Origin of the sequence: Streptomyces sp. NPDC088157 (assembly GCF_044741545.1) — a bacterium.
GTDB lineage: Bacteria > Actinomycetota > Actinomycetes > Streptomycetales > Streptomycetaceae > Streptomyces.
This window is the reverse complement of record NZ_JBIUSU010000002.1, coordinates 935,759-959,600: the sequence shown is the minus strand read 5'-3', so window position 1 is coordinate 959,600 and position 23,842 is coordinate 935,759. Positions and strand designations below refer to the sequence as shown.

General features: G+C 70.8%; 18 protein-coding genes. 14 read left to right on the top strand and 4 right to left on the bottom strand.

Annotated elements, in window-relative coordinates; genetic code table 11:
- Positions 1-90: 90 nt before the first annotated feature.
- Complete coding sequence (locus tag ACIPFH_RS10535; RefSeq protein ID WP_401824868.1) at positions 91-1,827, bottom strand: hypothetical protein; 1,737 nt, start codon at positions 1,825-1,827, stop codon at positions 91-93.
- 206 nt (positions 1,828-2,033) lie between these two features.
- On the opposite strand from ACIPFH_RS10535, the gene ACIPFH_RS10530 reads away from it, so the two are divergent.
- Both ACIPFH_RS10530 and ACIPFH_RS10525 read left to right on the top strand, forming a co-directional pair.
- Positions 2,034-3,017 (top strand): glycosyltransferase family 2 protein, encoded by a 984-nt coding sequence (locus ACIPFH_RS10530; RefSeq protein ID WP_401824866.1) that lies wholly within the window; start codon positions 2,034-2,036, stop codon positions 3,015-3,017.
- A 5-nt stretch (positions 3,018-3,022) separates the two neighbouring features.
- Complete coding sequence (locus ACIPFH_RS10525; protein WP_401825141.1) at positions 3,023-4,369, top strand: polysialyltransferase family glycosyltransferase; 1,347 nt, start codon at positions 3,023-3,025, stop codon at positions 4,367-4,369.
- Positions 4,370-4,514: 145 nt separating this feature from the next.
- On the opposite strand, the gene ACIPFH_RS10520 is transcribed toward ACIPFH_RS10525, so the two are convergent.
- The 3 genes from ACIPFH_RS10520 to ACIPFH_RS10510 form a co-directional block, all read right to left on the bottom strand.
- Complete coding sequence (locus ACIPFH_RS10520; protein WP_401824864.1) at positions 4,515-5,687, bottom strand: acyltransferase family protein; 1,173 nt, start codon at positions 5,685-5,687, stop codon at positions 4,515-4,517.
- Positions 5,688-5,849: 162 nt separating this feature from the next.
- Positions 5,850-7,208 carry a polysialyltransferase family glycosyltransferase gene (locus ACIPFH_RS10515; protein WP_401824863.1) on the bottom strand — a complete coding sequence of 453 codons (1,359 nt, stop codon included), beginning with the start codon at positions 7,206-7,208 and terminating at the stop codon, positions 5,850-5,852.
- Positions 7,208-8,203 (bottom strand): glycosyltransferase family 2 protein, encoded by a 996-nt coding sequence (locus tag ACIPFH_RS10510; protein ID WP_401824861.1) that lies wholly within the window; start codon positions 8,201-8,203, stop codon positions 7,208-7,210. The genes ACIPFH_RS10515 and ACIPFH_RS10510 overlap by 1 nt, the downstream gene beginning before the upstream one ends.
- Before the next feature lie 198 nt (positions 8,204-8,401).
- Here ACIPFH_RS10510 and ACIPFH_RS10505 point away from each other — a divergent pair, with 198 nt between their 5' ends.
- The 12 genes from ACIPFH_RS10505 to ACIPFH_RS10450 all read left to right on the top strand — a co-directional run bounded on the left by ACIPFH_RS10505 (position 8,402) and on the right by ACIPFH_RS10450 (position 23,837).
- The gene (locus tag ACIPFH_RS10505) at positions 8,402-9,766 is read left to right on the top strand and encodes a DUF6716 putative glycosyltransferase (protein WP_401824859.1); all 1,365 of its coding nucleotides are present in this window, start codon (positions 8,402-8,404) and stop codon (positions 9,764-9,766) included.
- A gap of 20 nt (positions 9,767-9,786) precedes the next feature.
- Positions 9,787-11,148, top strand: a complete 1,362-nt coding sequence (locus ACIPFH_RS10500) for a cytidylyltransferase domain-containing protein (RefSeq protein ID WP_401824857.1) — start codon at positions 9,787-9,789, stop codon at positions 11,146-11,148.
- A 13-nt stretch (positions 11,149-11,161) separates the two neighbouring features.
- The gene (locus ACIPFH_RS10495) at positions 11,162-12,112 is read left to right on the top strand and encodes an N-acetylneuraminate synthase family protein (protein ID WP_401824856.1); all 951 of its coding nucleotides are present in this window, start codon (positions 11,162-11,164) and stop codon (positions 12,110-12,112) included.
- A gap of 43 nt (positions 12,113-12,155) precedes the next feature.
- Positions 12,156-13,247, top strand: a complete 1,092-nt coding sequence (locus ACIPFH_RS10490) for a hypothetical protein (RefSeq protein ID WP_401824854.1) — start codon at positions 12,156-12,158, stop codon at positions 13,245-13,247.
- Positions 13,248-13,849: 602 nt separating this feature from the next.
- Positions 13,850-15,130 (top strand): amidohydrolase, encoded by a 1,281-nt coding sequence (locus tag ACIPFH_RS10485; protein ID WP_401825139.1) that lies wholly within the window; start codon positions 13,850-13,852, stop codon positions 15,128-15,130.
- A gap of 271 nt (positions 15,131-15,401) precedes the next feature.
- On the top strand, positions 15,402-16,469 hold the full coding sequence (locus tag ACIPFH_RS10480) for a BMP family protein (RefSeq protein WP_401824852.1): 1,068 nt from the start codon (positions 15,402-15,404) through the stop codon (positions 16,467-16,469).
- 232 nt (positions 16,470-16,701) lie between these two features.
- Positions 16,702-17,754, top strand: coding sequence for a BMP family protein (locus tag ACIPFH_RS10475; RefSeq protein WP_401824850.1), 1,053 nt, complete (start codon positions 16,702-16,704; stop codon positions 17,752-17,754).
- Positions 17,755-18,000: 246 nt separating this feature from the next.
- A complete protein-coding gene (locus ACIPFH_RS10470; protein ID WP_401825138.1) occupies positions 18,001-19,689 on the top strand; it encodes an ABC transporter ATP-binding protein in 1,689 nt (562 codons plus the stop codon).
- On the top strand, positions 19,686-20,801 hold the full coding sequence (locus ACIPFH_RS10465) for an ABC transporter permease (protein WP_401824849.1): 1,116 nt from the start codon (positions 19,686-19,688) through the stop codon (positions 20,799-20,801). Before ACIPFH_RS10470 ends, ACIPFH_RS10465 begins: the two co-directional genes overlap by 4 nt.
- Positions 20,801-22,063, top strand: a complete 1,263-nt coding sequence (locus tag ACIPFH_RS10460) for an ABC transporter permease (RefSeq protein ID WP_401824847.1) — start codon at positions 20,801-20,803, stop codon at positions 22,061-22,063. The genes ACIPFH_RS10465 and ACIPFH_RS10460 overlap by 1 nt, the downstream gene beginning before the upstream one ends.
- Positions 22,060-22,464, top strand: a complete 405-nt coding sequence (locus tag ACIPFH_RS10455) for a cytidine deaminase (protein WP_401824845.1) — start codon at positions 22,060-22,062, stop codon at positions 22,462-22,464. The genes ACIPFH_RS10460 and ACIPFH_RS10455 overlap by 4 nt, the downstream gene beginning before the upstream one ends.
- 95 nt (positions 22,465-22,559) lie before the next feature.
- Entirely contained in the window at positions 22,560-23,837 is a 1,278-nt protein-coding gene (locus ACIPFH_RS10450) for a thymidine phosphorylase (RefSeq protein ID WP_401825136.1), read from the top strand.
- Positions 23,838-23,842: the final 5 nt, after the last annotated feature.

Below are 23,842 nucleotides of genomic sequence, written 5' to 3'. Positions count from 1 at the left end.
CGGAGAACAGGCCCCGGCGGAGGAGTTCACCGCCGGGGCCTGCCGGGGCCTGCCGGGGGCCCGCCGGGTGCGCGGTACGCGGTACGCGTCTCAGCGGCGCGCGGTGCACACCACGAGCTGCCGCCCCTCCGGCTGGGGGCACTCGTACGCCCTGCGGATGTCGGCGGCGATCCGCGGGTCGATCACGCCCAGGGACAGCCAGCCGGGCTGGTAGACGGCGTAGGCGGCCGGGTGCTCCTGGGTGATGCAGCGGACGTTCTCCCGGGTCGACTCGAGCGAGGGCACCTCGGTGAGCCGCTTGGGCACGTTGAAGAACGTGGGGAAGGGGTACCGGCAGGCGGTGGAGTGGCCGATGTAGTACGCCTGCTGGCCGAAGGTCAGGTACAGCACGGGCACCCCGGCCGGGAGCCGGGCGTCGACCTGCTCGGCCGCCGTCCGCCCCGACCGCGCCTGCACCTTGAGTTCGGCGTTGGTCGTGACGATGTTCCCCTCGATCACCCGGACCCCGGACGTGGGCCACACGGTCGCGGCCAGGCACACGACGAGCGCGAGGACCGGCAGGGCGACCGGGACGCGGCCGGCGCGCGGACGCGGTGTCCGCACCCGCAGCAGGTCCAGCCCGCCGGCGAGCAGGGCAGCGACCGAGGCGAGCCAGGCGAGCACCGCCGTGTCGACGTCCGCACGGACGAAGGCGAGCAGCGGGGCCAGCGCGCCGTACAGGAGGGCGAGCACGGTGAGGCACAGCGGAGGCCGGCCGTGGGCGCCGTACCAGCGGCCGATCGCGAGGCCGGTCACGGCCGCGGCCACCACCGGCAGGCTCTCGCCGTGGTAGGCGAACCAGTTGCCCTGGTAGACCACGACGGCCAGACCGATGACGAGGAGCAGCAGCGTGACGAGCACGGCCTCGACGCGCTGCCGGCGCGAGGAGAGCGTGGCGGCGAACAGCAGCAGCGCTCCGGGCAGCAGCGCGAGCACCGGCGTCAGCGCGATGCGGTCGCCCAGGTAGTCGGCGGTGCGCAGCAGCAGGTCCGGGAGGACGACCGGCTCGTTGCCCAGCGCGTGCGCGTTGATGTACGGCATGTCGCGCAGCCACTGGAGTTCGCGCGAGCCCGACCAGGCGCTGAGCGCGAACAGCAGGCCGGTGCCGACGGCGGTGGCGGCGGCCAGCAGCAGGCCCCGTACGCGGTCCACGGCGAAGACCACGAGGAGCGCCATCGCGGCCGTGCCCGCGGTGGAGTACTTCATCAGCACGGCGAGACCGAGCGGCAGCGCGGCGAGCACGGCGGCCCGCGGGCGGCCGCGGACGCCGAGCGCGGCGGCGACGGCCACCGTCGCGAAGACGATCGCGAACCACTCCGGCTGCAGGTAGTCGATGACGGGCGCGAAGGCCAGGGTGAGGGCGGGCAGGCCCGAGACGAGCAGCGCGTCCCGCTCGGGCATGCGCCGGCGAAGCGCCCGGTGCAGCAGAAGACCGGCGGCCGCGCACAGCGCGAGGCCGATGAGCCGCAGGAGGGCTTCGCGCACCGCGTCCGGTCCGCCGGTGACGGAGTCCAGACCGTGGAGCAGCCACCGGTAGAAGAAGGGCCGGTGGGCGAATATCTCGGAGGGGGAGAGCCCGCTCGCCCCGGTCGTCCGCAGGGCGGCGAGTACATAACGGATGTCGAGAAAGACGCCGGCGGTGAGGGTCGTGTGGATCAGCAGCGCGGCGGTGGTGACGACGGTGGTCCATCCCGCGGGAGAGGTGAGGCGCAGCCGACGCGATGCCGGTCCGGGCCGGCTCTGCCCGCGCTGGGCGGCGGGCGGAGGTGAGGTGGATATATCGGTCACGTGCGCGAACGTAGCATCGAATTCCGCGGGAATACGGGGCGGTGGAAAGGGCGAGCGGTCGGCTCACCAGTTCTTCATCTGTGATTCTCCGGCCCGATTCGGATGTCACTCCGAATTCACCTGGGTTTCGGCGATGGGACATGCGAATGCCGATCCTGTTTTCTTAGGATCACTTGACTTCCCGCTGAGAATCCAGGTGCGCACACGTGGCCAACACACCGACCCTGTCCGTCGTCGTCCCCTGCTACAACATCGAGTCGTACCTGCCCGAGACCGTGACCAGCCTGGTCAACAACGCGCGGGACGACTTCGAGTTCATCTTCGTCGAGGACGGATCCACCAAGGACAGGACCTATGAGGCGCTCCTCGCCCTGACGGAGCGGCTCGGGAACAGCCGAGTGATCCGGCACGAACACAACGGCGGACTGGCCACCGCGCGCAACACCGGCATCGACGTGGCGGAAGGCCGCTACCTCACCTTCCTCGACGGCGACGACTGGCTGGCGCCGGGCCATCTGGCCCAACTGGTGGACGCCGTCGAGCGGTTCGACGTCGACTTCGTACGCACCGACCACGTACAGGTCACGGGGATCGAGCGGGCCGTCCACCGGGCGCCCGAGGGCCGCCGCCACACCCCGCTCGACCCGCGTACCTCCATCCTCCCCGTCGACGACACCACGATGGTCGACTACCCGTACGCCTGGGCCGGCGTGTACCACCGCCGGCTCCTCGACCGGGGCATGCTCCGCTTCCACGACGGGCTGCGCACCGCCGAGGACCGGCCGTGGATCTGGGACCTCCACCGCAGGGCGGACTCCTACGCCGTCGCCAGTCTGCACGGCGTCTTCTACCGCCGGGGCATCGCCAGTTCGCTCACCCAGATCGGCGACGTGCGCCAGCTGGACTTCTTCCGCTCCTTCGACCTCGTCCTGGCCGAGCTCGCCGACGATCCCGAGGCCGGCCGGCTGCGCGGGAAGGCGCTGCGCAACTTCTGCGTCGTCATCGCCCACCAGCTGCTCGACCGGCGCCGGTTCGAACGCAGTGTGGCCGCGAAGCTGAAGCGGCTGGCCGCCGAGGCGCTGGGCGCGATGACCGAGGAGGAACTGAGCGAGGCCGTGGTGGGGATGGGCGAGGAACGCGTACACGTGCTGCGCCGGGTCCGCGGCGGCATGAAGGGTGTGGCGGCGTGATCCAGATGTTCTGCTCGGCCACCCAGTACGCGGCCGCGACCGTCACCGCCGCGATCCGCGCCGGGCAGTTCGGCCCGCGCGAGGGCGTCCGCCGCATCCTCGTCGTCAGCAACACCGCCGCCGCACCGGAGGTCGGCACCCCGCTGGACCGGATGGCCGGCTTCGAGAGACTGCGCCCCGAGTTCGACCAGGTGTACTCCTGGAACGAGTTCATCTCCCCGCACCACCCGGCCGGCTGGTCGCCGCGCGCCCAGGACACCCGACTCTGGGAGAAGGCCGTACGTCTCGCCTGGGACCTGGGTGACGAACTCGTGGAGATCGCCTGCGAGTCCATCCAGGCCAACCCCTCCCGCGCGATCGCCGACATCTTCGCGGACAGCCCGATCCACGTGTACGCGGACGGCCTGATGAGCTACGGCCCCACCCGCAACCGCATCCCGCACGGCCTGAGCAGCCGCATCGCGCGCGTGCTCCACCTCGACCTGGTGCCCGGTCTGCGGCCGATGCTCCTGTCCGAGTACGGAGTCCGGCCCGAGGCGGTGCCGGGTGAGGCGATCGTCGACGTCCTCGCGCGGATCGGCGAGTCCGGCGCCCACGTTCTCGCCGAGCGGCTCCCGGCCGACCGTCCGGCCACCGCCGTACTCCTCGGCCAGTACCTCTCCGCGATCGACCTGATCACCCAGGACGAGGAGGAGCGGCTGCACATCCGCATGCTGCGTGCCGCCGCCCGCGCGGGCCACGAGGACGTCCTGTTCAAACCGCACCCGAGCGCGCCCGCCGTCTACGGCGAGTCCCTGGAGGCGGCCGCCGGGGAACTCGGCGTGCGGCTCACCGTGCTGAACGAGCCGATCCTCGCCGAGACCGTCTTCGCCTTCCTGAAGCCCAAGCTGGTCATCGGCTGCTTCTCCACGGCGCTGATGACCGCCGCCGCCTTCTACGGCATCCCCGTCGCCCGCGTCGGCACGGAGCTGCTCCTGGGCCGCATCACGCCGTACGAGAACAGCAACCGCGTCCCGCTCACCATCATCGACGCGGCGCTGCCCGACGCGGAGCGGGCGGAGCCCGGCGCCCCCGTCGAACTCGCGGGAGCGGCCGAGGAGCTGACGCCCCTGATCCGGGCCGTGGGGTACTGCATGCAGTCCCGCAAGCACCACGCCCTGCGCGCGGAGACGGCCGCCTGGCTCGCCGCCCATCTGACCGGCCCGTCCCCGTACCAGCGCTACTTCAAGCGCCGCCGCCTCACGAGCCTCCGCCTCCCCGGCGGCGGCCCGGTCCGCGCGGAGGCACTGCGCCGCAATCCGGCGGTGCGGCGAGCGGTACGCCGAATCCGGTCGACGGCACGTCAGGGCTAGGTCTCTCGTTCGGATCAGGCACCAGGGGTCGCGAGCCCTGGTGCCTGATCCGCCCTGATCCAAACGAAAGACTCCGGATCGGCGTAGGCACCCGCGTCCCGCAGGGGCGCGGGGAACCGCGCGACCAGCCCACCGGCCCGCGGGTCTACTCCGGCGCCTCCCGCCGCACGGCGAGCGCCCGCTTCAGCCGCGGTCCGAGCGGCTTCTCCACGAAGCGGTGGAGAAGCCACGCGATGCCGAGCATCGACAGCACCGTCGTGCCGAACGTCAGCCACGGGCTCAGCCCGAAGTCGCGGTACAGCACCCGGATGAAGAACCAGCCCAGGTGCTCGTGGATCAGATAGAAGGGGTAGGTCAGCGCCCCGGCCACCGTCAGCCAGCGCCGGTTCGCCCGGCTCGTCCGGCCCAGGGCCACCGCGGCGACGGCGACGAAGGCGACGAGGACGATCAGCTGGATGACGTACGGGCTGCGGTGGAAGGCGCCCTGCGGGCCGGGGTGCCACAGGGCGGTGACCGAGTAGCGCTGGCCGAGCAGGAAGCTGAAGACCACGATGCCCCAGGGCAGCAGGCTGTTGCCGAAGCGGTGGATCAGGTAGAGGGCGAGACCGCCGATGAAGTACGGGGCGTGGTCGCGCATCACCAGCTCGTCGGTCAGCGGGTTGTCGGCGACCCGGGCGAAGACGCCGGCCAGCGTCCACAGGCAGCAGAACATCACCACCCTGCGGTAGGTCACGCCCCGCCAGACCACGAACAGCGCGAACAGGGCGTAGAAGCGCACCTCCACCCAGAGCGTCCAGTCCACCCCCAGCACCCGGGGCACACCCATCGGCTGTTGCAGCATGGTGAGGTTGGTGAGGATCTCGTCCGAGCGCAGCGGCGAGGCCACCACCGGCAGGGCGAGGCCGGCGGCGGTGACCAGGACGATCGCCGCCCAGTACGCGGGGTACAGACGGGCCACCCGGGAGCGGAAGAAGTCGCCGATGCTCCGGCCCCAGCTGCTCATGCAGATCACGAATCCGCTGATCAGGAAGAAGAACTGCACGCCCAGACTGCCGTAGGTCGCGAACTGCGACAGCGTCGGAAACCTCACGGACGGGGACTGGTGCCAGGACTGCGCGACCTCGCCGTTCTTGCCGGCGTAGTGGTAGAAGCAGACCATCAGGGCTGCCAGCAGGCGCAGTCCGTCCAGGGTGCGCAGCCGGCTCTCCGCCCGGGGCCGGACCGGAGCCCGGTCGGGGAGGAGAAGGTCCAGCCGCGGGGCCGGTGTCGTCGGAACCAATGGCGGGGCCGGTGCCGCCGCCTGGTCAGCCGCGCTCATCCTGGAGACCTTCCGTGGGAGTCGTGAGGTGTGTTCCGTCGTACGCGGCGGTCGTCGCCGTCGCGTCGGCGACTGGACGCCGGGCAGCTCCGACAGGTGAGGGACGAGTGACGGCTGACCGTGGACGGCGTGCGAATGACGTTCGGATGAACGGCCGCACCGTCATGTCCTGCTTCCGGTCGTCGCCCGCTTCAGGGCCCGCGCCCGCCGTGCGAGACGGCGCACGGTCGCGTTGCGCGGGATGAAGGCGAGCTGGTTCGGTACGGCACCGGGGAGGGCCAGCGCCGCCAGCCGCCGGCGCTTGAAGTAGCGCCAGGTGTGCGGGTCGAGGTGGGTGGAGAGATAGCGCTCCGCCTCACCCAGCAGCCCGGGGTAGATCCTGGGCTGCATCGCGTAGCCGACGGTCCTCAGGAGCGCGGACAGTTCGTCCACCCGCTCCGGCGACGGCATGGCCCATGCCTCCACCGCCTGCCCGTCCGCCAGGTCCGGCAGCAGCGCGTCGACGATGGTGAGCGGCACCCGGTTGCTGTTCTGGTACGGGGTGAGCCCGGCCAGCACGGTGCCGGTGCCGACCCGGGCGACCGGGAGGCCGTACAGACCGGCGGCGGTGAGCAGCGCGGTCGAGAAACAGCCGACGACGAGGGCGGGCCGCAGCCGCTGGTAGGCCACCTCGGCGAGCACGGGACGGTCGAGGAGGACGAGTTCGGCGCCCAGCCTCTCCGCCTCGTCCTCCAGCAGCCGGGACCAGCGGGCGGGTGCCACCGGGTGCGGCTTGAAGACGAGCCTGCGGTGCCCGAGTGCCACGGCGCCGCGCACCATGTCCAGATGCAGCGCCTCCTCCTCGGCGTCGCCGATGATGCCGAGCGCCGAGAGGTACTGCCCCAGGAGCAGGGCCGGCCGTTCCCCGGGAGTGTCCGGCTCGGTTTCGGTGGAGGCGAGTTCGCTCAGCACCTTCAGGAACGCCTCGGACGGCACCAGCACCGGCGGCACGCCGAACTCGGTCAGCAGCAGGGGAGTGAGGCCCGGCACCAGATCGAGGTGCAGCAGCCGGTCGACGCGGGTGCCGACCAGCGGATCGATCTTGTCGCGCGTGGGGCCGTAACTCATGAGTCCGTCGGCGTAGGCGTCGACGGGCGCGCCGGTGAACAGCTGGCACAGTGCCAGCGCCGGGTTCACCTGGAGGGACTCCACGGCCAGGTGGACCTCGTCGTCGCCGAGGTCCCACAGCAGCCGTACGTACCGCTCCCACAGGGGGATGTCGTCGCCGCGCGGACCCCAGGCGCCGGGGTGGAAGGGGGAGATGGTCTCGTTCCAGGACAGCACCTCGTCGAAGCGCTCACGGATCCGGGCGAAGCCCGGCATGGCGTCGACCGAGGGCGTGATCTCCGGGTTGACCGCGTTGTTGGTGACCAGCAGCAGCTGACGGTCGGTCGGTTCGAAGAGCCCGGCGTCGAGGGCCGCGGCCAGGGTCGCGGCGCCGTACAGGGTCGAGACGCAGAAGATCCGGGTGGTGCGAGGCATCAGACGGCCCCCCTGCGTGCCGCCGCCGTGCGTGCCGCCACCGGCCTGCGCCGCACCCGCCGCAGCACCCCCGCCCGCTGCACGTCCATCGAGTCCATGACCTCCGCGAGCACGTCCTGAGGCATCCTCTTCAGGGCGGCGGCGCACAGTGAGCGCAGTTTCCGGGCCACGGCGGGTTCGAACCTCTCGATCGAGCCGAGGTGATGGGTCATGATCGCGCAGTAGGTGCGCACCGCCTTGGGCAGCAGCCCGGCGCCCTCGGCGTCAGCCGTGGTCTCCTCGATCACCTGGTCGAAGGCGCGGACGAAGTCCAGTTGCCGTACGTCGCCGATCTGGGTGAGCGAGGAGGCCACACCGCGCCGGTAGTGGACGCCCAGCAGGCCCACCACGGCGAAGGTGTCCGCCTCCCGGTGTAGCTTCCAGATCCACGGGCGGTCCTCGGCGGTCCGCAGGCCGTCGGTGAAGTGGAGCAGCCCGCGGTCGACCAGCCGACGGTGGTAGACGCCGGCCCAGGCGTAGGCGTAGTCCACCGAAGTGGACCGGTCGGCGGGCAGGATCGCCTCCCTCGGGTTCATCACCGTCGCGCGCCTGCCGTGCGGGACGCGGTGAATGGTCCGCGCCCGCCCGGTGCACTGCACATGGTCGGTGCGGACGAAATCGCAGCCCAACTCCTCGATGCAGGCGAGAAGCCGGGGGAAATACCCGGGCGCGAGCCAGTCGTCACCGTCCAGGAAAGTCAGATAATCACCATGCGCTTTGTCGATTCCGGTGTTTCTCGCGGTCGCCAGCCCTCCGTTCCTTTCGTGTCTGACCAGCACCGCGCCCGGCAGTTCGCGCTCCGCACGGGCGAGGATGTCCGAGGTCGCATCGGTCGAACAGTCGTCGACCAGGATGAACTCGAAGTCCTCGCGCGTGTTCGCACGCAGGCTCGCAAGGGTGTCAGGCGCATATCGCTGAACGTTGAAGAACGGCACGATCACGGAAAGCTTGGGCACCCGCGAAACCCTAGAAGGATGCCCGGCAGCGAAACTTTCCGGTGCGGATACGGGGGGTGAAATCGATGTGTCGGAATGGTGCACCCCCTGCACATTTCCCGAATTCCCGGCCCAGTTCGGCGTTCGGTGGCTCGCTGTTAACTTTTTGTTGAGGGGTGATTGGGCAAAGCCAGACTTTTGCTTTCTAGCGTCTTGGCCGTGCCAGCAAGTACTGCCAACCCCCCACGGATCGCCGTCCTCGCGGACTCCGACACCCGGTGGAAATGGGGTGCGCTGACCGCGACGCGGATCGCGCCCTCCATGGAAGCCGGAACCGGGAGCGGGGCGCAAGCCGCCCCCGTCCTGGACGGATTCCTGTTGCGCGGCCGGGCCACACCCACCCCCCGTCAGCTGACCGAGGTCGGCGTCCACGCCGACTCGCTGCGCGAGGTCACCGCACTCGAGTTCCTGCGCGTCATGACCAGGACCTCGTACGACGTCCTCGTCCTCGCGCTGGTCGGCGGCGGCGTCCAGGCGCTCCTGCACGGCCTGAGGCGGGTCTGGGAGGGGCGGGGCGAGCGTCCCGTCGTCGTCACCGGCTATGTCGGAGTCGTCTACGAGAAGCTCGCCGACGGCCTGCTGCTGCGGCACGGCGCGGACCTCGTCCTCGCCAACTCCCGCCAGGACGCGGAGCGTTTCCGCGCCGTGTACGAGGGGGTGGGCGCCGACGCCTCGTCGGTGACCGAGGTGGCCCTGCCGTTCCTGGGCGGTGCCCCCTACACGGGTGGACACGACCCCGGCGCGGAACAAGGGGGCGGGCCCCGCACCGTCGTCTTCGCCGCGCAGCCCTCCGTGCCGGAGAACCGCAGGGACCGCGCCTACCTGCTCGACCGGCTGGTGCGGCACGCGCGTCTGCACCCCGAGCGCGAAGTGCTGCTGAAGCTCCGCTCCAAGCCGGGTGAACACACCACCCACATCGAGGAGCTGCCCTACCAGAAGCTGGCCCAGAAGCTCGATCCGCCGCCCAACTTCCGCCTGGTGTACGGAAACATGGGCGAGATCCTCGACCGCACCGACCTCATGGTCACGGTCAGTTCGACGGCCGCCCTGGAGTCCCTGCACCGCCGGATTCCCACGGTCGTCCTCACCGACCTCGGAGTGCGTGAGGCGCTCGGCAACCACCACTTCGTCGGCTCCGGCTGCCTCGCCTCGTGGGACCAGCTGGACGCCGGGCACCGGCCCGCCCCCGACGAGGAGTGGGTGACCCGGCAGGGCGTCGCGGTGGACGGCTCGTACGCGACGGCCTTCGACGCGGCGCGTGGGCGGATCACCGAACTGCTCGGCCTCCCCGGCGGCCTGCCGCCCCTCACCCCCTACTACACGCCGGCGACCGCGCCCGGCTATCTGCCCGGCCTCCTCGCCCGCCACCACCTCGGCCCCGACGGCAGCCCGCTGCCCGGCGAACCGGCCGCCGACAAGGAGCCGGGCCCGGTCCGCCGGATCGTGCGCCGGGCGGCACGCGGCGCCTACCGGCACGGGGTGCAGCGGGTGGCGCCGGTCGTCCGGCGGATGGGGGAGCTGTGACCCTGCAAGGAGAGAAGCTCATGTCCGACTCACCAGCGGGGGCGCGCCGTGTGCTCGCCGTGATCCCCGCGCGCGGCGGCTCCAAGGGCGTCCCCGCGAAGAACCTCGCCCCGGTGGGCGGCGTACCGCTCGTCACCCGCGCGGTCCGCGAGTGCCGGGCCACCCGGCTCGTCACCGACGTCGTCGTCTCCACCGACGACCACGCCATCGCGGTGGCCGCGCGCGAGGCGGGCGCGGAGGTCGTGCTGCGTCCGGCCGCCATCGCCGGCGACACCGCCACCTCCGAGGCCGCCGTCCTGCACGCCATGGACGCCCACGAAGCCCTGCACGGGGCCCCCGTGGACGTCGTCCTGCTCGTCCAGTGCACCAGCCCCTTCCTCGTCCGCGAGGACGTGGACGGGGTCGCCGGGGCGGTCGTCGAACAGGGCGCGGACACGGCCGTCACGGTCGCCCCCTTCCACGGCTTCGTCTGGCGGCACGCGGACGAGGCCGAGGAGGGCGGCCACGGCGTCAACCACGACAAGTCCGTCCGCCCGCGCCGCCAGGACCGCCCCCAGGACTTCCTGGAGACCGGCGCCGCCTACGCGATGGACGCGGCCGGCTTCCGCAAGCACCAGCACCGCTTCTTCGGCCGCACGGAACTCGTCCGCACCGACCCCGCCCGGGTCCTGGAGATCGACGCCCCGCACGACCTGGCGCGGGCAAGGGCACTGGCGCCCCTCTTCGACGCCGACAGCCCCGCCGCCCCGGCAGTCGATCCCCCCACCCGCCTCCCAGCTGCTCCCCCCACCCGCCTCGCACCCGCTTCCTCCACCCGCCTCGCACCCGCTTCCTCCACCCGCCTCGCACCCGCTTCCTCCACCCGCCTCGCACCCGCTTCCCCCGCCCGCCTCCCCGCGGCCGAAGACATCGACGCCGTCGTCCTCGACTTCGACGGCACCCAGACCGACGACCGGGTGCTGATCGACTCCGACGGACGGGAGTTCGTCTCCGTCCACCGGGGCGACGGACTCGGCATCGCGGCCCTGCGCAGGTCGGGTCTGCGAATGCTGATCCTCTCGACCGAACAGAACCCCGTCGTCGCCGCCCGCGCCCGCAAGCTCAGGCTCCCGGTCCTGCACGGCATCGACCGCAAGGACCTCGCTCTCGAGCAGTGGTGCGAGGAACAGGGCATCGCGCCGGAGCGCGTGCTCTACGTCGGCAACGACGTCAACGACCTCCCGTGCTTCGCGCTCGTCGGCTGGCCGGTCGCGGTCGCGAACGCCCACGACGTCGTACGCGACGCCGCCCGCGCGGTCACCACCGTCCCCGGTGGCGACGGCGCCATCCGGGAGATCGCCGGCTGGATCCTCGGCCCCTCCCTCGACACCCTCCCCCAGTAAGGAACGTTCCGCCATGAGCACCAGCACCGGCATCAACTCCCGTCTGCGCTTCCTCGGTTCGCGTCCCGTCGGCCCCGGCCACCCCGTCTACGTCACCGGCGAGATCGGCATCAACCACAACGGCGACCTGGCCAACGCCTTCCGTCTGATCGACGCCGCCGCCGAAGCCGGGTGCGACGCCGTCAAGTTCCAGAAGCGCACGCCCGAGATCTGCACCCCGCGCGACCAGTGGGACATCGAGCGCGACACGCCCTGGGGCCGGATGACGTACATCGACTACCGCCACCGCGTCGAGTTCGGCGAGGACGAGTACCGGCAGATCGACGAGTACTGCAAGGAGAAGGGCCTGGCCTGGTTCGCGTCCCCGTGGGACACCGAGGCGGTCGCCTTCCTGGAGAAGTTCGACCTCCCCGCGCACAAGGTGGCGTCCGCCTCGCTGACGGACGACGAACTGCTGCGCGCCCTGCGCGGCACCGGCAGGACGGTCGTCCTCTCCACCGGCATGTCCACCCCGAAGCAGATCCGCCACGCGGTCGAGGTCCTCGGCTCGGACAACATCCTGCTCTGCCACGCCACCTCCACCTACCCGGCGAAGGCCGAGGAGCTCAACCTCCGCGTGATCAACATGCTGGAGAGCGAGTACCCGAACGTCCCGATCGGCTACTCCGGCCACGAGACGGGCCTGCAGACCACCCTCGCCGCCGTCGCCCTCGGCGCGGTCTTCGTCGAGCGGCACATCACCCTCGACCGCGCCATGTGGGGCTCCGACCAGGCGGCCTCCGTGGAGCCGGGCGGCCTCCACCGCCTCGTCCGCGACATCCGCACCATCGAGGCCTCCCTCGGCGACGGCGTCAAGAAGGTCTACGACTCCGAGCTCGGCCCGATGAAGAAGCTGCGCCGGGTGTCGGGCGCCGTCGCGGAGGCGGAGATCGCGGCGGCGGCGGGCGAACCGGTCGCCGTGTGACCTGAGTACCTCTCCGAGCGCCTCACAGGATGGTCGTCCGACGATGAGTCCCCGCGCCGGGAACAACACCGGCCCCACCCCCCACACCCTCGCCTTCGTCGAGAGTCCGGTGCAGCTCCTGAACGTCCTGGAGTGGGCGCACGCCCGGGAACTCCACCCGGGGGAGGAGCCCGGCGCGGGGCTGACGCTCGTCGTCCTGTCCCCGACCGACCCGATGACCCGGGGCCAGCTGCGCCGCATGGCCGAGCTGGCCCGCCGGGAAGGGCACACGGTCCGCTGGGAGGAGGCCCGCGGCGGCGCCACGGCGCCCTTCCGCACGATCGGCGGCCTCACCCGGCTGCTGCGGCGCGCGGAACGCATGGTGATGGGCGACCCGTTCTCCCGCTACGTCCAGCTGCTGCTGACCATCACCAGGGCGAGCGAACTGGTCGTGGTGGACGACGGGACGGCGACGATGGAGTTCGTGGGCCAGCTGGCCCGCGGTGAACGCCTCGTGCGCTGGCACCGCAAGGGCGGCCGCTCCGGCCCTCGTGACATGTTCTTCGCCCCGGTCTCCTCCGCGGCCCGCCGCCGCCTCACCCCGACCGCGGACCGCCGGGTCGAGGTCTTCTCCTCCATGCCCATGGGGCAGGCCCCGGACGGCGTCACGCTCACGTCCAACGTCTTCGCCTGGACCCGGGAGCGCTTCGGCCCGCCGCGCGTCACGAAGAGCGCGGACATGGTGGGCACCTCGCTGGTGGAAACCGGCGTGGTGGACCCCGAGCGCTACCTGGAGGCCGTCCGGGCACTGGCCAAGGCCCATGGCGCGACCCGCTACTTCGCCCACCGCCGGGAGAGCGCGGAGAAACTCCACCGGCTGGCCGTCGAGACGGGGCTCGAGGTCGTCCGCCCGGACCTCCCGCTGGAACTGATCGCCCGCCGGGGGCCCATCGGGCGGACGGTCCTCAGCTTCCCGTCCACGGTCGTCCACACCCTGCCGCTCGCCCTGTCCGGCACGGACGTCCGCGTCGCGGTCTGCGACATCGACCCCGCCTGGCTGACGGATCACGCCTCGCCGAGGGCCCAGGGGTTCCTGTCCGGGGTGACGGGCACGGCCAAGGACGTGCACCGGCTGGCCGCGGTGAGCGTGGTCTGAGCAGGACCGAGCCCCCGGCCACCGAGAGCCGCCACCCGCCGGGGCGGCGGCTCTCCCCGCTCCCGGCTCCCGCTCCCGGCTCCCGCTCCCGGCTCCCGCTCCCGGCTCCCGCTCCCGGCTCCCGCTCCCGGCTCCCGCTCCCGGCTCCCGCTCCCGCTCCCCGCTCCCGCTCCCGCTCCCCGCTCCCGCTCCCGCTCCCCGCTCCCGCTCCCCGCTCCCCGCTCCCGCTCCCCGCTCCCGCTCCCCGCACCACCCCGCTCCTCGTCCCAACGGCCGAACCCGCCGAAGCTTTCTCTGTGTGACGGCACCATGCCCGTCTGCCCCGGTGCCGTCGCCCAGCGTGGCCACCCCGCTGCACAGAGGTGCTGATTCCGGGATCGGTCCCGCCAAGTGGACAAGTCCAGCGTTTCTCCAGCGGTCCGTGGTATCCGTGAGAGGAAGGAAGAAGTGTGGGTGCCGGCCAAAAAGCCGGTGAGTTTACCCACCACCCACAGCAGCCATGCGCCGCGCGGCCAACTTTTCTTCGCCTAACGGGTTGAACTTTTGTTGATCGGGTCAGTTGACCGCCCCGGCGTCCTACCCTTCAGAGGGTGAAGCAACTGATGTCCCGAGAGTCCGAGGCCGATCCGTCAGGGGAAGACGCGCTCCCCGGTGCACTTCCCGGCGCCCTTCCCGGCACCTTGCCGGAGGCGCTGCGCGCAGAGCTCGTGGCCTTCCGCCGCGACATGCACATGCACCCTGAGCTCGGCAACCAGGAGTTCCGTACGACGGCCGCGATCAAGGCCCGCCTCGAGAAGGCGGGCCTCAAGCCGCGCGTTCTGGCCGTCGGGACCGGCCTCATCTGTGACATCGGGACCGTGGGCGGAGGGGGCGCGTCGGGCGCGGCGGCCGACGGCGTTCCCGTCCTCGCCCTGCGCGCCGACATCGACGCGCTGCCCATCCCGGACACGAAGACCGAGAGCGCGTACCGCTCGACGGTGCCGGACCGCGCGCACGCCTGCGGGCACGACGTGCACACCACCGTCGTGCTCGGCGCCGGGCTCGTCCTCGCCGAGCTGCACCGGCAGGGCCGGCTCCCGCGGCCCGTGCGACTGATCTTCCAGCCCGCCGAGGAGGTGCTGCCCGGCGGCGCCGCCGACGCCATCGAGGACGGGGCGCTGGACGGAGTGGGCCGGATCATCGCCGTGCACTGCGATCCCCGCGTCGACGCGGGCACGGTCGGACTGCGCGAGGGCGCCATCACCTCCGCCTGCGACCGGCTGGAGATCGCCCTGGACGGGCCCGGCGGCCACACCGCCCGCCCGCACCTGACCACCGACCTGGTCACGGCCGCCGCCCGGGTCGTCACCGACGTTCCCGCGCTGGTCGGCCGGCGTGTCGACACCCGGGCCGGGCTGGCCGTCACCTGGGGCCGGATCGAGAGCGGCCACGCACCGAACGTGATCCCGCAGCACGCCGAGCTCTCCGGGACCGTCCGCTGCCTGGACATCGAGGCGTGGCGGCAGGCCCCGGACATCGTGGTCGCGGCGATCGACGAGGTCGCCAACCTGCACCGGGCCAAGTCCGAGATCACCTACGTCCGTGGCGTCCCGCCCGTCGTCAACGACGCGGAGGTCACCGGGCTGCTGCGGGACGCCATGGTCGCCCGGCGCGGCGAGGCGGGCGTGGAGGGCACCGAGCAGAGCCTCGGCGGCGAGGACTTCTCCTGGTACCTCGAGCGGGTGCCCGGTGCGATGGCCCGGCTCGGCGTCCGCACCCCCGGCGAGCGCACGGTGCGTGATCTGCACCAGGGAGACTTCGACGCGGACGAGTCGGCGATCACCGTCGGCGTGGAGCTCTTCACGGCGGCCGCGCTGCTGGACGCGCAGACGCGCGCCCACTGAGGACCCCGGTGAAGGGGTGCCGGAAAGGCGCCCCTTCATCCCCTTGTGTCACCCACCCGTAACGCCGGGGAGGCACTTGTAACCCGGCGTCGGCACGAATCGATAACGGCCACGGAGAACCCCGTTCCCCTCCGCGTCTACGCGCGTTACTGTGCGCCGGAATCGCCACCGGGAAAGGCTTGTTGGGGGAGCTCTCCCGTACGGCGCCACCAAGGGGAAAGCGGGCCGGTCACGGCGCCGTGGGGATGAAGGGGTGCTTGCAATGCGTCTGATGTCTCGGAGGACGAGATTTTCCCAGGCCGCGGTGACCGTCGCGGTCGTCGCGCTCGCCGCCGCCGGCTGCGGCAAGTCCAGCACCGACTCCAAGTCGAGCGACTCGGAATCCAGCAGCGGCACGTACTCGGGCAAGGGCATCGGCCTCGCCTACGACATCGGCGGCAAGGGCGACCAGTCGTTCAACGACGCCGCCTACGCCGGTTTCCAGAAGGCCGAGAAGGAATTCAAGATCAGCGGCCAGGACATCGAGCCGCAGGACGGCGAGTCCGACGCGGACAAGGTGCAGCGGCTGACCCAGCTCGCGCAGGCCGGCTACAACCCGGTGATCGGCGTCGGCTTCGTCTACGCGCCGGCCGTCAAGGCGGTCGCCGCCAAGTTCCCGAAGATCACCTTCGGGATCATCGACGACGAGCAGGTCCAGGCCAAGAACGTCGCCGACCTGGTCTTCCACGAGGAGCAGGCCTCGTACCTGGCCGGTGTCGCCGCCGCCAAGGCCACCAAGAAGGCGCACATCGGCTTCATCGGCGGTGTGGACATCCCGCTGATCCACAAGTTCGAGGCCGGTTACATCCAGGGCGCCAAGTCGGTCAACCCGAGCATCAAGATCGAGTCGCAGTACCTGACCGAGACCCCGCAGGAGGGCGGCTTCTCCAGCCCCGACAAGGGCAAGGACGCGGCGAGCGGCCAGATCGAGGCGGGCGCCGACGTCCTCTACCACGCGGCCGGTCTGTCCGGTCAGGGCGTGATCACCGAGTCCGCGGCCAAGAAGGTGTGGGCCATCGGCGTCGACTCCGACCAGTACAGCCAGAGCGCGCTGGCGGCGTACAAGGACTACATCCTCGGCTCGGCGCTGAAGAACGTCGGCGGCGCCGTCTACGACCTCGTGAAGTCCGTCGTCGACGGCAAGCCGCTGTCCGGCGTGGTCCGCGGCAGCCTCTCCAACGACGGCGTCGGATTCGCCGACACCAACCCGAAGTACAAGGCGATGACGGACGTCGTCGCGGCCGTCGACAAGGCCAAGAAGGACATCATCGACGGCAAGATCACGGTAAACACCAAGTAACGGTCCGAAGCACGCTCCACGGGGCCCTCGCTACGCCCTTCCGGGCGTCCTTGCAGCCCATACGCCCCTTGCCTCCCGCAAGGGGCGTACTGCTGTCCGTAACCTTGACCGCAACTGTGGCCACAGGTCGGTAACGGACCGGACAGAAGGGTTTTTCCGTCAGGTCTACGCGCGTTACGCTGCGGCGGAACCAGCGCCTGGTTTGGGCGCTTGCACAAAGGAGTCAAGTTCCATGCGCCGGGTGTCCCGAATCGCGGTTGCGGGTGTTGCCACCGCAGCTCTCGCCGTGACCGTTTCCGCTTGCGGAAGCTCCTCCACGTCGTCGTCCTCCTCCAGCAGCAGTGACAAGAACATGGGCCTCGCGCTCGCGTACGACGTCGGCGGCAAGGGCGACCAGTCCTTCAACGACGCCGCCACGGCCGGCCTGGACAAGTCCGACAAGGAGTTCGGCTACAAGTCCACCGCGGTCGAGCCGCAGGACGGCGAGTCCGACGCGGACAAGGTGCAGCGCCTGGAGAGCCTTGCCAAGCAGGGCTACAACCCGGTGATCGGCGTCGGCTTCGCCTACGCGCCGGCCGTCAAGGAGGTCGCGGCCAAGTACCCGAAGACCACCTTCGGCATCGTCGACGACGAGCAGATCAAGGCCGACAACGTCGCCGACCTGGTCTTCCACGAGGAGCAGGCCTCCTACCTCGCCGGCGTCGCCGCCGCGAAGGCCACCAAGACCAACACCGTCGGCTTCGTCGGTGGTGTGGACGTCCCGCTGATCCACAAGTTCGAGGCCGGTTTCAAGCAGGGCGTCGAGGACACCAAGAAGGGCGTCACGGTCAAGTCGCAGTACCTGACCGAGACCGCCGCCGAGGGTGGCTTCTCCAGCCCCGACAAGGGTGAGAGCGCCGCCGAGGGTCAGATCGACGCCGGTGCGGACGTCGTCTACGCCGCCGCCGGCCTGTCCGGCCAGGGTGTCATCAAGGCCGCCAACGCCCACAAGGTCTGGGCGATCGGCGTCGACTCCGACCAGTACAAGCAGGACGCGCTGAAGGCGTACAAGGACTCGATCCTGACCTCGGCCATGAAGAACGTCGAGGGCGCGGTCTACACGCTGGCCAAGTCCGTGCACGACGGCAAGCCGGCCACCGGCGTCGTCCGCGGCAGCCTCGAGAACGGCGGCGTGAGCGTGTCGAACTCGAACCCGGCCTTCGCGGGCAACGCCGACATCCAGGCCGCGATCAAGAAGGCCGAAGAGGGCATCAAGAACGGCACCATCACGGTGAAGACCTCCTGACCTTCTGTCAGAGGCCTTGGCCAAAGAAGCGCTGTAATGGCAGCGTTACGGCCACGGAACCGGGCGCGGGAAGGATGTCCTCCCCGCGCCCCGTTCGCGCGGCAGAATGCTCGGAACAGATCGAGACTTGATCAGGATGCCCCCAGGACGGCTATCAAGATCATTCAAGATCGACCTGATCCGGGCACTATTTAAAGCAGGGGCGCTACGCGCGTAGAGCGACCCCTTTTCCAAGGAGAGTGCGCCATCGACGCGTCCAGCAGCCCTCCGCTCACCGCACAGTCGACGATCGCGGTTGAGCTGGCGGGGATCACCAAGCGCTTCCCCGGTGTCGTTGCCAACCACGACATCCACCTCGCCGTCCGCAAAGGCACCGTGCACGCCCTCGTGGGCGAGAACGGCGCCGGCAAGTCGACGCTGATGAAGATCCTCTACGGCATGCAGAAGCCGGACGAGGGCACCATCGCGATCGACGGTGAGCAGGTGAGCTTCTCCAGCCCCGCCGACGCCATCGCACGCGGCATCGGCATGGTCCACCAGCACTTCATGCTGGCCGACAACCTGACCGTGCTGGAGAACGTGGTGCTGGGCAGCGAGAAGCTGTACGGCATCGGTGGCAACGCCCGTAGGAAGATCAAGGAGATCTCCGACCGCTACGGGCTCGGCGTGCGCCCCGACGCCCTGGTCGAGGACCTCGGCGTCGCCGACCGGCAGCGCGTGGAGATCCTCAAGGTGCTCTTCCGCGGCGCCAGGACCCTCATCCTCGACGAGCCGACCGCCGTCCTCGTCCCGCAGGAGGTCGACGCGCTCTTCGACAACCTGCGCGAGCTGAAGTCCGAGGGCCTGTCCGTCATCTTCATCTCGCACAAGCTGGGCGAGGTGCTGTCCGTCGCCGACGAGATCACCGTCATCCGGCGCGGCACGACCGTCGGCACGGCCGTCCCGGCCGAGACGACCCCCCGCCAGCTCGCCGAGATGATGGTCGGCAGCGAGCTGCCCACCCCGGAGACCGCCGAGTCCACGGTCACCGACAAGCCGGTCATCCAGGTCGCCGGCCTCACCGTGTACGCCAGCGGCGGCGCTTCCCTGGGCGCCGAGGCGGAGCCCACGGCCGGCGGGGTCAGCGGCATGATCTCGCCCGAGGTCGCTCTCGGCGGCGAGGTCAAGAAGGCCCTCGACGACGTCAGCTTCACCATCCACGCCGGTGAGGTCATGGGCATCGCCGGCGTCGAGGGCAACGGCCAGACCGAGCTGATCGACGCGCTGATCGGCACCAAGAACGCCGACTCCGGCACCATCGCCTTCCTCGGCGAGGACATCACCCCCTGGAGCACCCGCAAGCGGCGTGAGTCCGGCGTCGGCTACATCCCCGAGGACCGCCACCGCCAGGGCCTGCTCCTGGAGGCGCCTCTCTGGGAGAACCGCATCCTCGGCCATGTCACCGAGGCCCCCAACGCCAAGGGCTTCTGGCTGAACATCAAGGGCGCCCAGGCCGACACCCGCCGGATCGTCGAGGAGTTCGACGTCCGCACCCCCGGCATCGACGTCACCGCCGCCTCCCTCTCCGGCGGCAACCAGCAGAAGCTGATCGTCGGCCGCGAGATGAGCCACAACCCGAAGTTCCTGATCGCCGCCCACCCCACCCGCGGTGTGGACGTCGGCGCTCAGGCCCAGATCTGGGACCGCATCCGCGAGGCCCGCCGCGAGGGCCTGGCCGTGCTGCTGATCTCCGCCGACCTCGACGAGCTCATCGGCCTGTCGGACACCCTGCGCGTGATCTACAACGGCACGCTGGTCGCGGACGCCGACCCGGCCACCATCACCCCGGAGGAGCTCGGCTCCGCCATGACCGGCGCCGCGTCCGGTCACCTGGAACACGTGGACGACGCGGAAACCACCGAGGAAGCTGCCGGTCCGGAGGACGAGGCCCGATGAAGAAGTTCGACAAGGAGCGCGTGCTCCTCGCGGTGGCCGGTCCGGTCATCGCGCTCGTCGCGGCGATCCTGCTGACCTCGGTCGTGCTGATCGCCTCGGGCAAGAGCCCGATCGAGCCGTACACGCTCATGCTGGAGCAGGCCGGCTACTCCGACGTCCAGGTCCTGATCGTCAACCAGGCCTCGATGTACTACGTCGCCGCCCTCGCGGTCGCCATCGGCTTCCGCATGAACCTGTTCAACATCGGCGTCGACGGCCAGTACCGCCTCGCCGCGATGATGACCGCCGTCGTCGGCGCGAACATCGCCCTGCCGGCCTTCCTCCAGATCCCGCTGCTGCTCCTGGTCGGCGTCCTCACCGGCGCGTTCTGGGCCGGCATCGCGGGCGTCCTGAAGGTCACCCGGGGCGTCAGCGAGGTCGTCGCGACGATCATGCTGAACGCGATCGCCACCAGCCTGATCGGCTACCTCACCCTCGACAACATCTGGGGCGTGCAGGTCGGCAACAACAACACCACCGGCATCATGAAGGACTCCGGCTGGGTCCCCGGCATCGACCTCGGCGCGGACGTCGGCGAGATCTACGGCCTGGTCTTCCTCGCCATCGCCCTCGGCATCGTCTACTGGATCGTCCTCAACCGCACCCGCTTCGGCTTCGACCTGCGTGCCACCGGCGAGTCCGAGACGGCCGCCGCGGCCTCCGGCGTCGACGCCAAGAAGATGGTCCTCACCGCCATGCTCATCTCCGGCGGCATCGCGGGCCTCTCCGGCCTGCCCCTGCTGCTCGGCGACGCCCACACCTACAGCCTGAGCTTCCCCACGGGTCTCGGCTTCACCGGCATCACCATCGCCCTGCTCGGCCGCAACAACCCGGTCGGCATCGCCTTCGCCGCGCTCCTGATCGCCTTCCTCGACAAGGCCTCTCCCGCCCTCGACTACGCGACCCCGGTGGCGTACGAGAAGGAGATCGCCACGATCATGCAGGGCCTCATCGTCTTCGCGGTCGTCATCTCGTACGAGGCCGTACGCCAGTGGGGTCTGCGCCGTCAGCAGAAGCGCGTCGGCGCCGAGCTCGCCGCCGCCCAGAACACCAAGAAGGAGGTGACGGTCTGATGAGCACCACGACCATCGCCAAGCCGAAGGCGAAGCAGCCCGGCAAGGGCGGCCGCCGTATCTCGCTCCCGGTCCTCCTGCTGATCATCGCGGGCGTCCTGGTGCTGACCTCGGTCGTGCGCCTCATCACCGGCGCGGACGGCATCACCTCCACCGGCCAGATGTCGACGGCACTGCGCCTCGCCGTGCCCATCGGCCTCGCCGGGCTCGGCGGCCTGTGGGCCGAACGCGCGGGCGTCGTCAACATCGGCCTCGAGGGCATGATGATCCTCGGCACCTGGTTCGGCGCCTGGGCCGGCTACCAGTGGGGCCCGTGGACGGGCGTGGTCTTCGGCATCATCGGCGGCGCGCTCGGCGCCGTCCTGCACGCCGTCGCGACCGTCACCTTCAACGTGAACCACATCGTCTCCGGTGTGGCCATCAACATCCTGGCCCTCGGCACCACCCGCTACCTGTCGAAGTTCACCTTCGAGAACGCCCCGCAGGGATCCTCCAAGCAGTCCCCGCCGATCGACTCGCTGGGCACCTTCGACATCCCTGGCCTATCGAGTTGGCTGGACACGCTCAACGAGAAGCACTGGTTCCTGATCTCGGACATCGCCGGCCTCGTCGGCGGTCTGATCACCGACCTGTCGCCGCTCACCGTCATCGCCGTCGCCCTCGTCCCGGCCACCTGGTGGGTGCTGTGGCGGACCGCCTTCGGCCTGCGGCTGCGGTCCTGCGGCGAGAACCCGGTGGCCGCCGAGTCCCTCGGCGTCAACGTCTACAAGTACAAGTACATCGCCGTGATCATCAGCGGTGGCTTCGCCGGCCTCGGCGGCGCGTTCCTGTCCATCGTGGCCTCGAACGTCTATCTCGACGGCCAGACCGCGGGCCGCGGCTACATCGGCCTCGCCGCGATGATCTTCGGCAACTGGATGCCGGGCGGCCTCGCCCTCGGCGCGGGCCTGTTCGGCTACACCGACAGCCTCAACCTGCGCGGTGGCACCACCAACGTGCACGCGCTGATCCTGCTCCTGGCGATCGTGCTGGTGTTCGGCGCGGCCTACCTGGCGTGGCAGAAGAAGTACGTCCCCGCCGTCGTCACCGCGCTGGTCTCGGCCCTGATGTTCGTCTGGTACGTCAGCACGGACGAGGTTCCGCGCCAGGTCGTGACGGCCGCGCCGTACGTCGTCACGCTGCTGGTGCTCTCCCTCTCCGCCCAGTCCCTCAGGATGCCCAAGGCGGACGGCATGCCGTACCGGAAGGGGCAGGGCAAGTGACCCCGCCCGCCGCCGCGGTCGACTGGGAGCGGCTGCGTACCGTGGCCAGGGACGCCATGTCCCGGGCGTACGCCCCGTACTCCGGCTACCCGGTCGGTGTGGCGGCGCTCGTCGACGACGGCCGGACCGTGTCGGGCTGCAACGTCGAGAACGCCTCCTACGGACTCGGCCTGTGCGCCGAGTGCGGGCTGGTCTCGGAGCTCCAGAACACCGGCGGCGGGCGGCTCACGCACTTCACCTGCGTGGACGGCAGGGGCGAGATCCTCGTCCCGTGCGGCCGCTGCCGCCAGCTCCTCTACGAGTTCGGCGGCCCCGAGCTGCTGCTGGAGACGCCGGCCGGGATCCTGCCGCTGGCGGAGATGCTCCCGCAGGCCTTCGGCCCGGACCACCTCGCCGAATAACTCCGTGCGGCCCCTCTGACTGGCGCAGAGGGGCCGCGCACTTTCTCCCACGTCTTGTCGCACCACCGTGCACCACCGGAAGGAAAGCCATGGCCATGGACGCCGTCTCCGTCATCCGCAGCAAGCGGGACCGGGGTGAGCTCAGCGACGAGCAGATCGACTGGGTCATCGACGCGTACACCCGCGGCGAGGTCGCCGACTACCAGATGGCCGCCCTCAACATGGCCATCCTGCTCAACGGCATGAACCGCCGCGAGATCGCCCGCTGGACGGCCGCGATGATCGCTTCCGGTGAGCGCATGGACTTCTCCGCCCTGTCCCGCCCGACGGCCGACAAGCACTCCACGGGCGGTGTCGGCGACAAGATCACGCTGCCGCTGGCCCCGCTGGTGGCGGCCTGCGGCGCCGCGGTCCCGCAGCTCTCCGGCCGGGGCCTCGGCCACACCGGCGGCACCCTGGACAAGCTGGAGTCGATCCCGGGCTGGCGCGCGCTGCTCTCCAATGACGAGATGCTGTCGGTGCTGGACGGCACCGGCGCGGTGATCTGCGCGGCGGGCGACGGCCTCGCCCCGGCCGACAAGAAGCTGTACGCGCTGCGGGACGTGACCGGGACGGTGGAGGCGATCCCGCTGATCGCCTCGTCGATCATGTCGAAGAAGATCGCGGAGGGCACCGGTTCCCTGGTCCTGGACGTGAAGGTGGGCACCGGCGCCTTCATGAAGACGATCGAGGACGCGCGTGAGCTGGCGTCGACGATGGTCGGCCTGGGCACCGACCACGGCGTGAAGACGGTCGCCCTGCTGACCGACATGTCCACCCCCCTCGGCCTCACCGCCGGCAACGCCCTGGAGGTCCGCGAGTCGGTCGAGGTCCTGGCCGGCGGCGGCCCGGCGGACGTGGTGGAACTGACCATCGCGCTCGCCCGCGAGATGCTCGACGCGGCCGGCGTGAAGGACGCGGACCCGGCGAAGGCGCTGGCCGACGGCTCGGCGATGGACGTCTGGCGCCGCATGATCGCGGCCCAGGGCGGGGACCCGGACGCCGCGCTGCCCACGGCGAGGGAACAGCACGTCGTGAAGGCCGGCGCCTCGGGCGTCCTGACCCGTCTCGACGCCTACGACATCGGCATCGCCGCCTGGCGCCTCGGTGCGGGCCGCGCCCGCAAGGAGGACCCGGTGCAGGCGGGCGCGGGCGTCGAACTGCATGCCAAGCCCGGCGACACGGTCAAGGAGGGCCAGCCCCTTCTGACCCTCCACACGGACACCCCGGAGCGCTTCGAGTACGCGCTCCAGGCGGTGACCGGCTCCTACGACATCGGTGCGGCCGGCACCGAGTTCACCGCGTCCCCGGTGGTGCTGGAACGCATCGCCTGACCTGC

Excerpts from the sequence above, each read along its gene's own strand:
- ACIPFH_RS10485 (WP_401825139.1), top strand. The coding sequence starts at position 13,850 with ATGTCCCGAGAGTCCGAGGCCGATCCGTCAGGGGAAGACGCGCTCCCC.
- ACIPFH_RS10500 (WP_401824857.1), top strand. The coding sequence starts at position 9,787 with ATGTCCGACTCACCAGCGGGGGCGCGCCGTGTGCTCGCCGTGATCCCC.
- ACIPFH_RS10480 (WP_401824852.1), top strand. The coding sequence starts at position 15,402 with ATGTCTCGGAGGACGAGATTTTCCCAGGCCGCGGTGACCGTCGCGGTC.
- ACIPFH_RS10465 (WP_401824849.1), top strand. The coding sequence starts at position 19,686 with ATGAAGAAGTTCGACAAGGAGCGCGTGCTCCTCGCGGTGGCCGGTCCG.
- ACIPFH_RS10490 (WP_401824854.1), top strand. The coding sequence starts at position 12,156 with ATGAGTCCCCGCGCCGGGAACAACACCGGCCCCACCCCCCACACCCTC.
- ACIPFH_RS10520 (WP_401824864.1), bottom strand. The coding sequence starts at position 5,687 with ATGAGCGCGGCTGACCAGGCGGCGGCACCGGCCCCGCCATTGGTTCCG.
- ACIPFH_RS10495 (WP_401824856.1), top strand. The coding sequence starts at position 11,162 with ATGAGCACCAGCACCGGCATCAACTCCCGTCTGCGCTTCCTCGGTTCG.
- ACIPFH_RS10450 (WP_401825136.1), top strand. The coding sequence starts at position 22,560 with ATGGACGCCGTCTCCGTCATCCGCAGCAAGCGGGACCGGGGTGAGCTC.
- ACIPFH_RS10475 (WP_401824850.1), top strand. The coding sequence starts at position 16,702 with ATGCGCCGGGTGTCCCGAATCGCGGTTGCGGGTGTTGCCACCGCAGCT.
- ACIPFH_RS10525 (WP_401825141.1), top strand. The coding sequence starts at position 3,023 with ATGTTCTGCTCGGCCACCCAGTACGCGGCCGCGACCGTCACCGCCGCG.
- ACIPFH_RS10460 (WP_401824847.1), top strand. The coding sequence starts at position 20,801 with ATGAGCACCACGACCATCGCCAAGCCGAAGGCGAAGCAGCCCGGCAAG.
- ACIPFH_RS10515 (WP_401824863.1), bottom strand. The coding sequence starts at position 7,208 with ATGCCTCGCACCACCCGGATCTTCTGCGTCTCGACCCTGTACGGCGCC.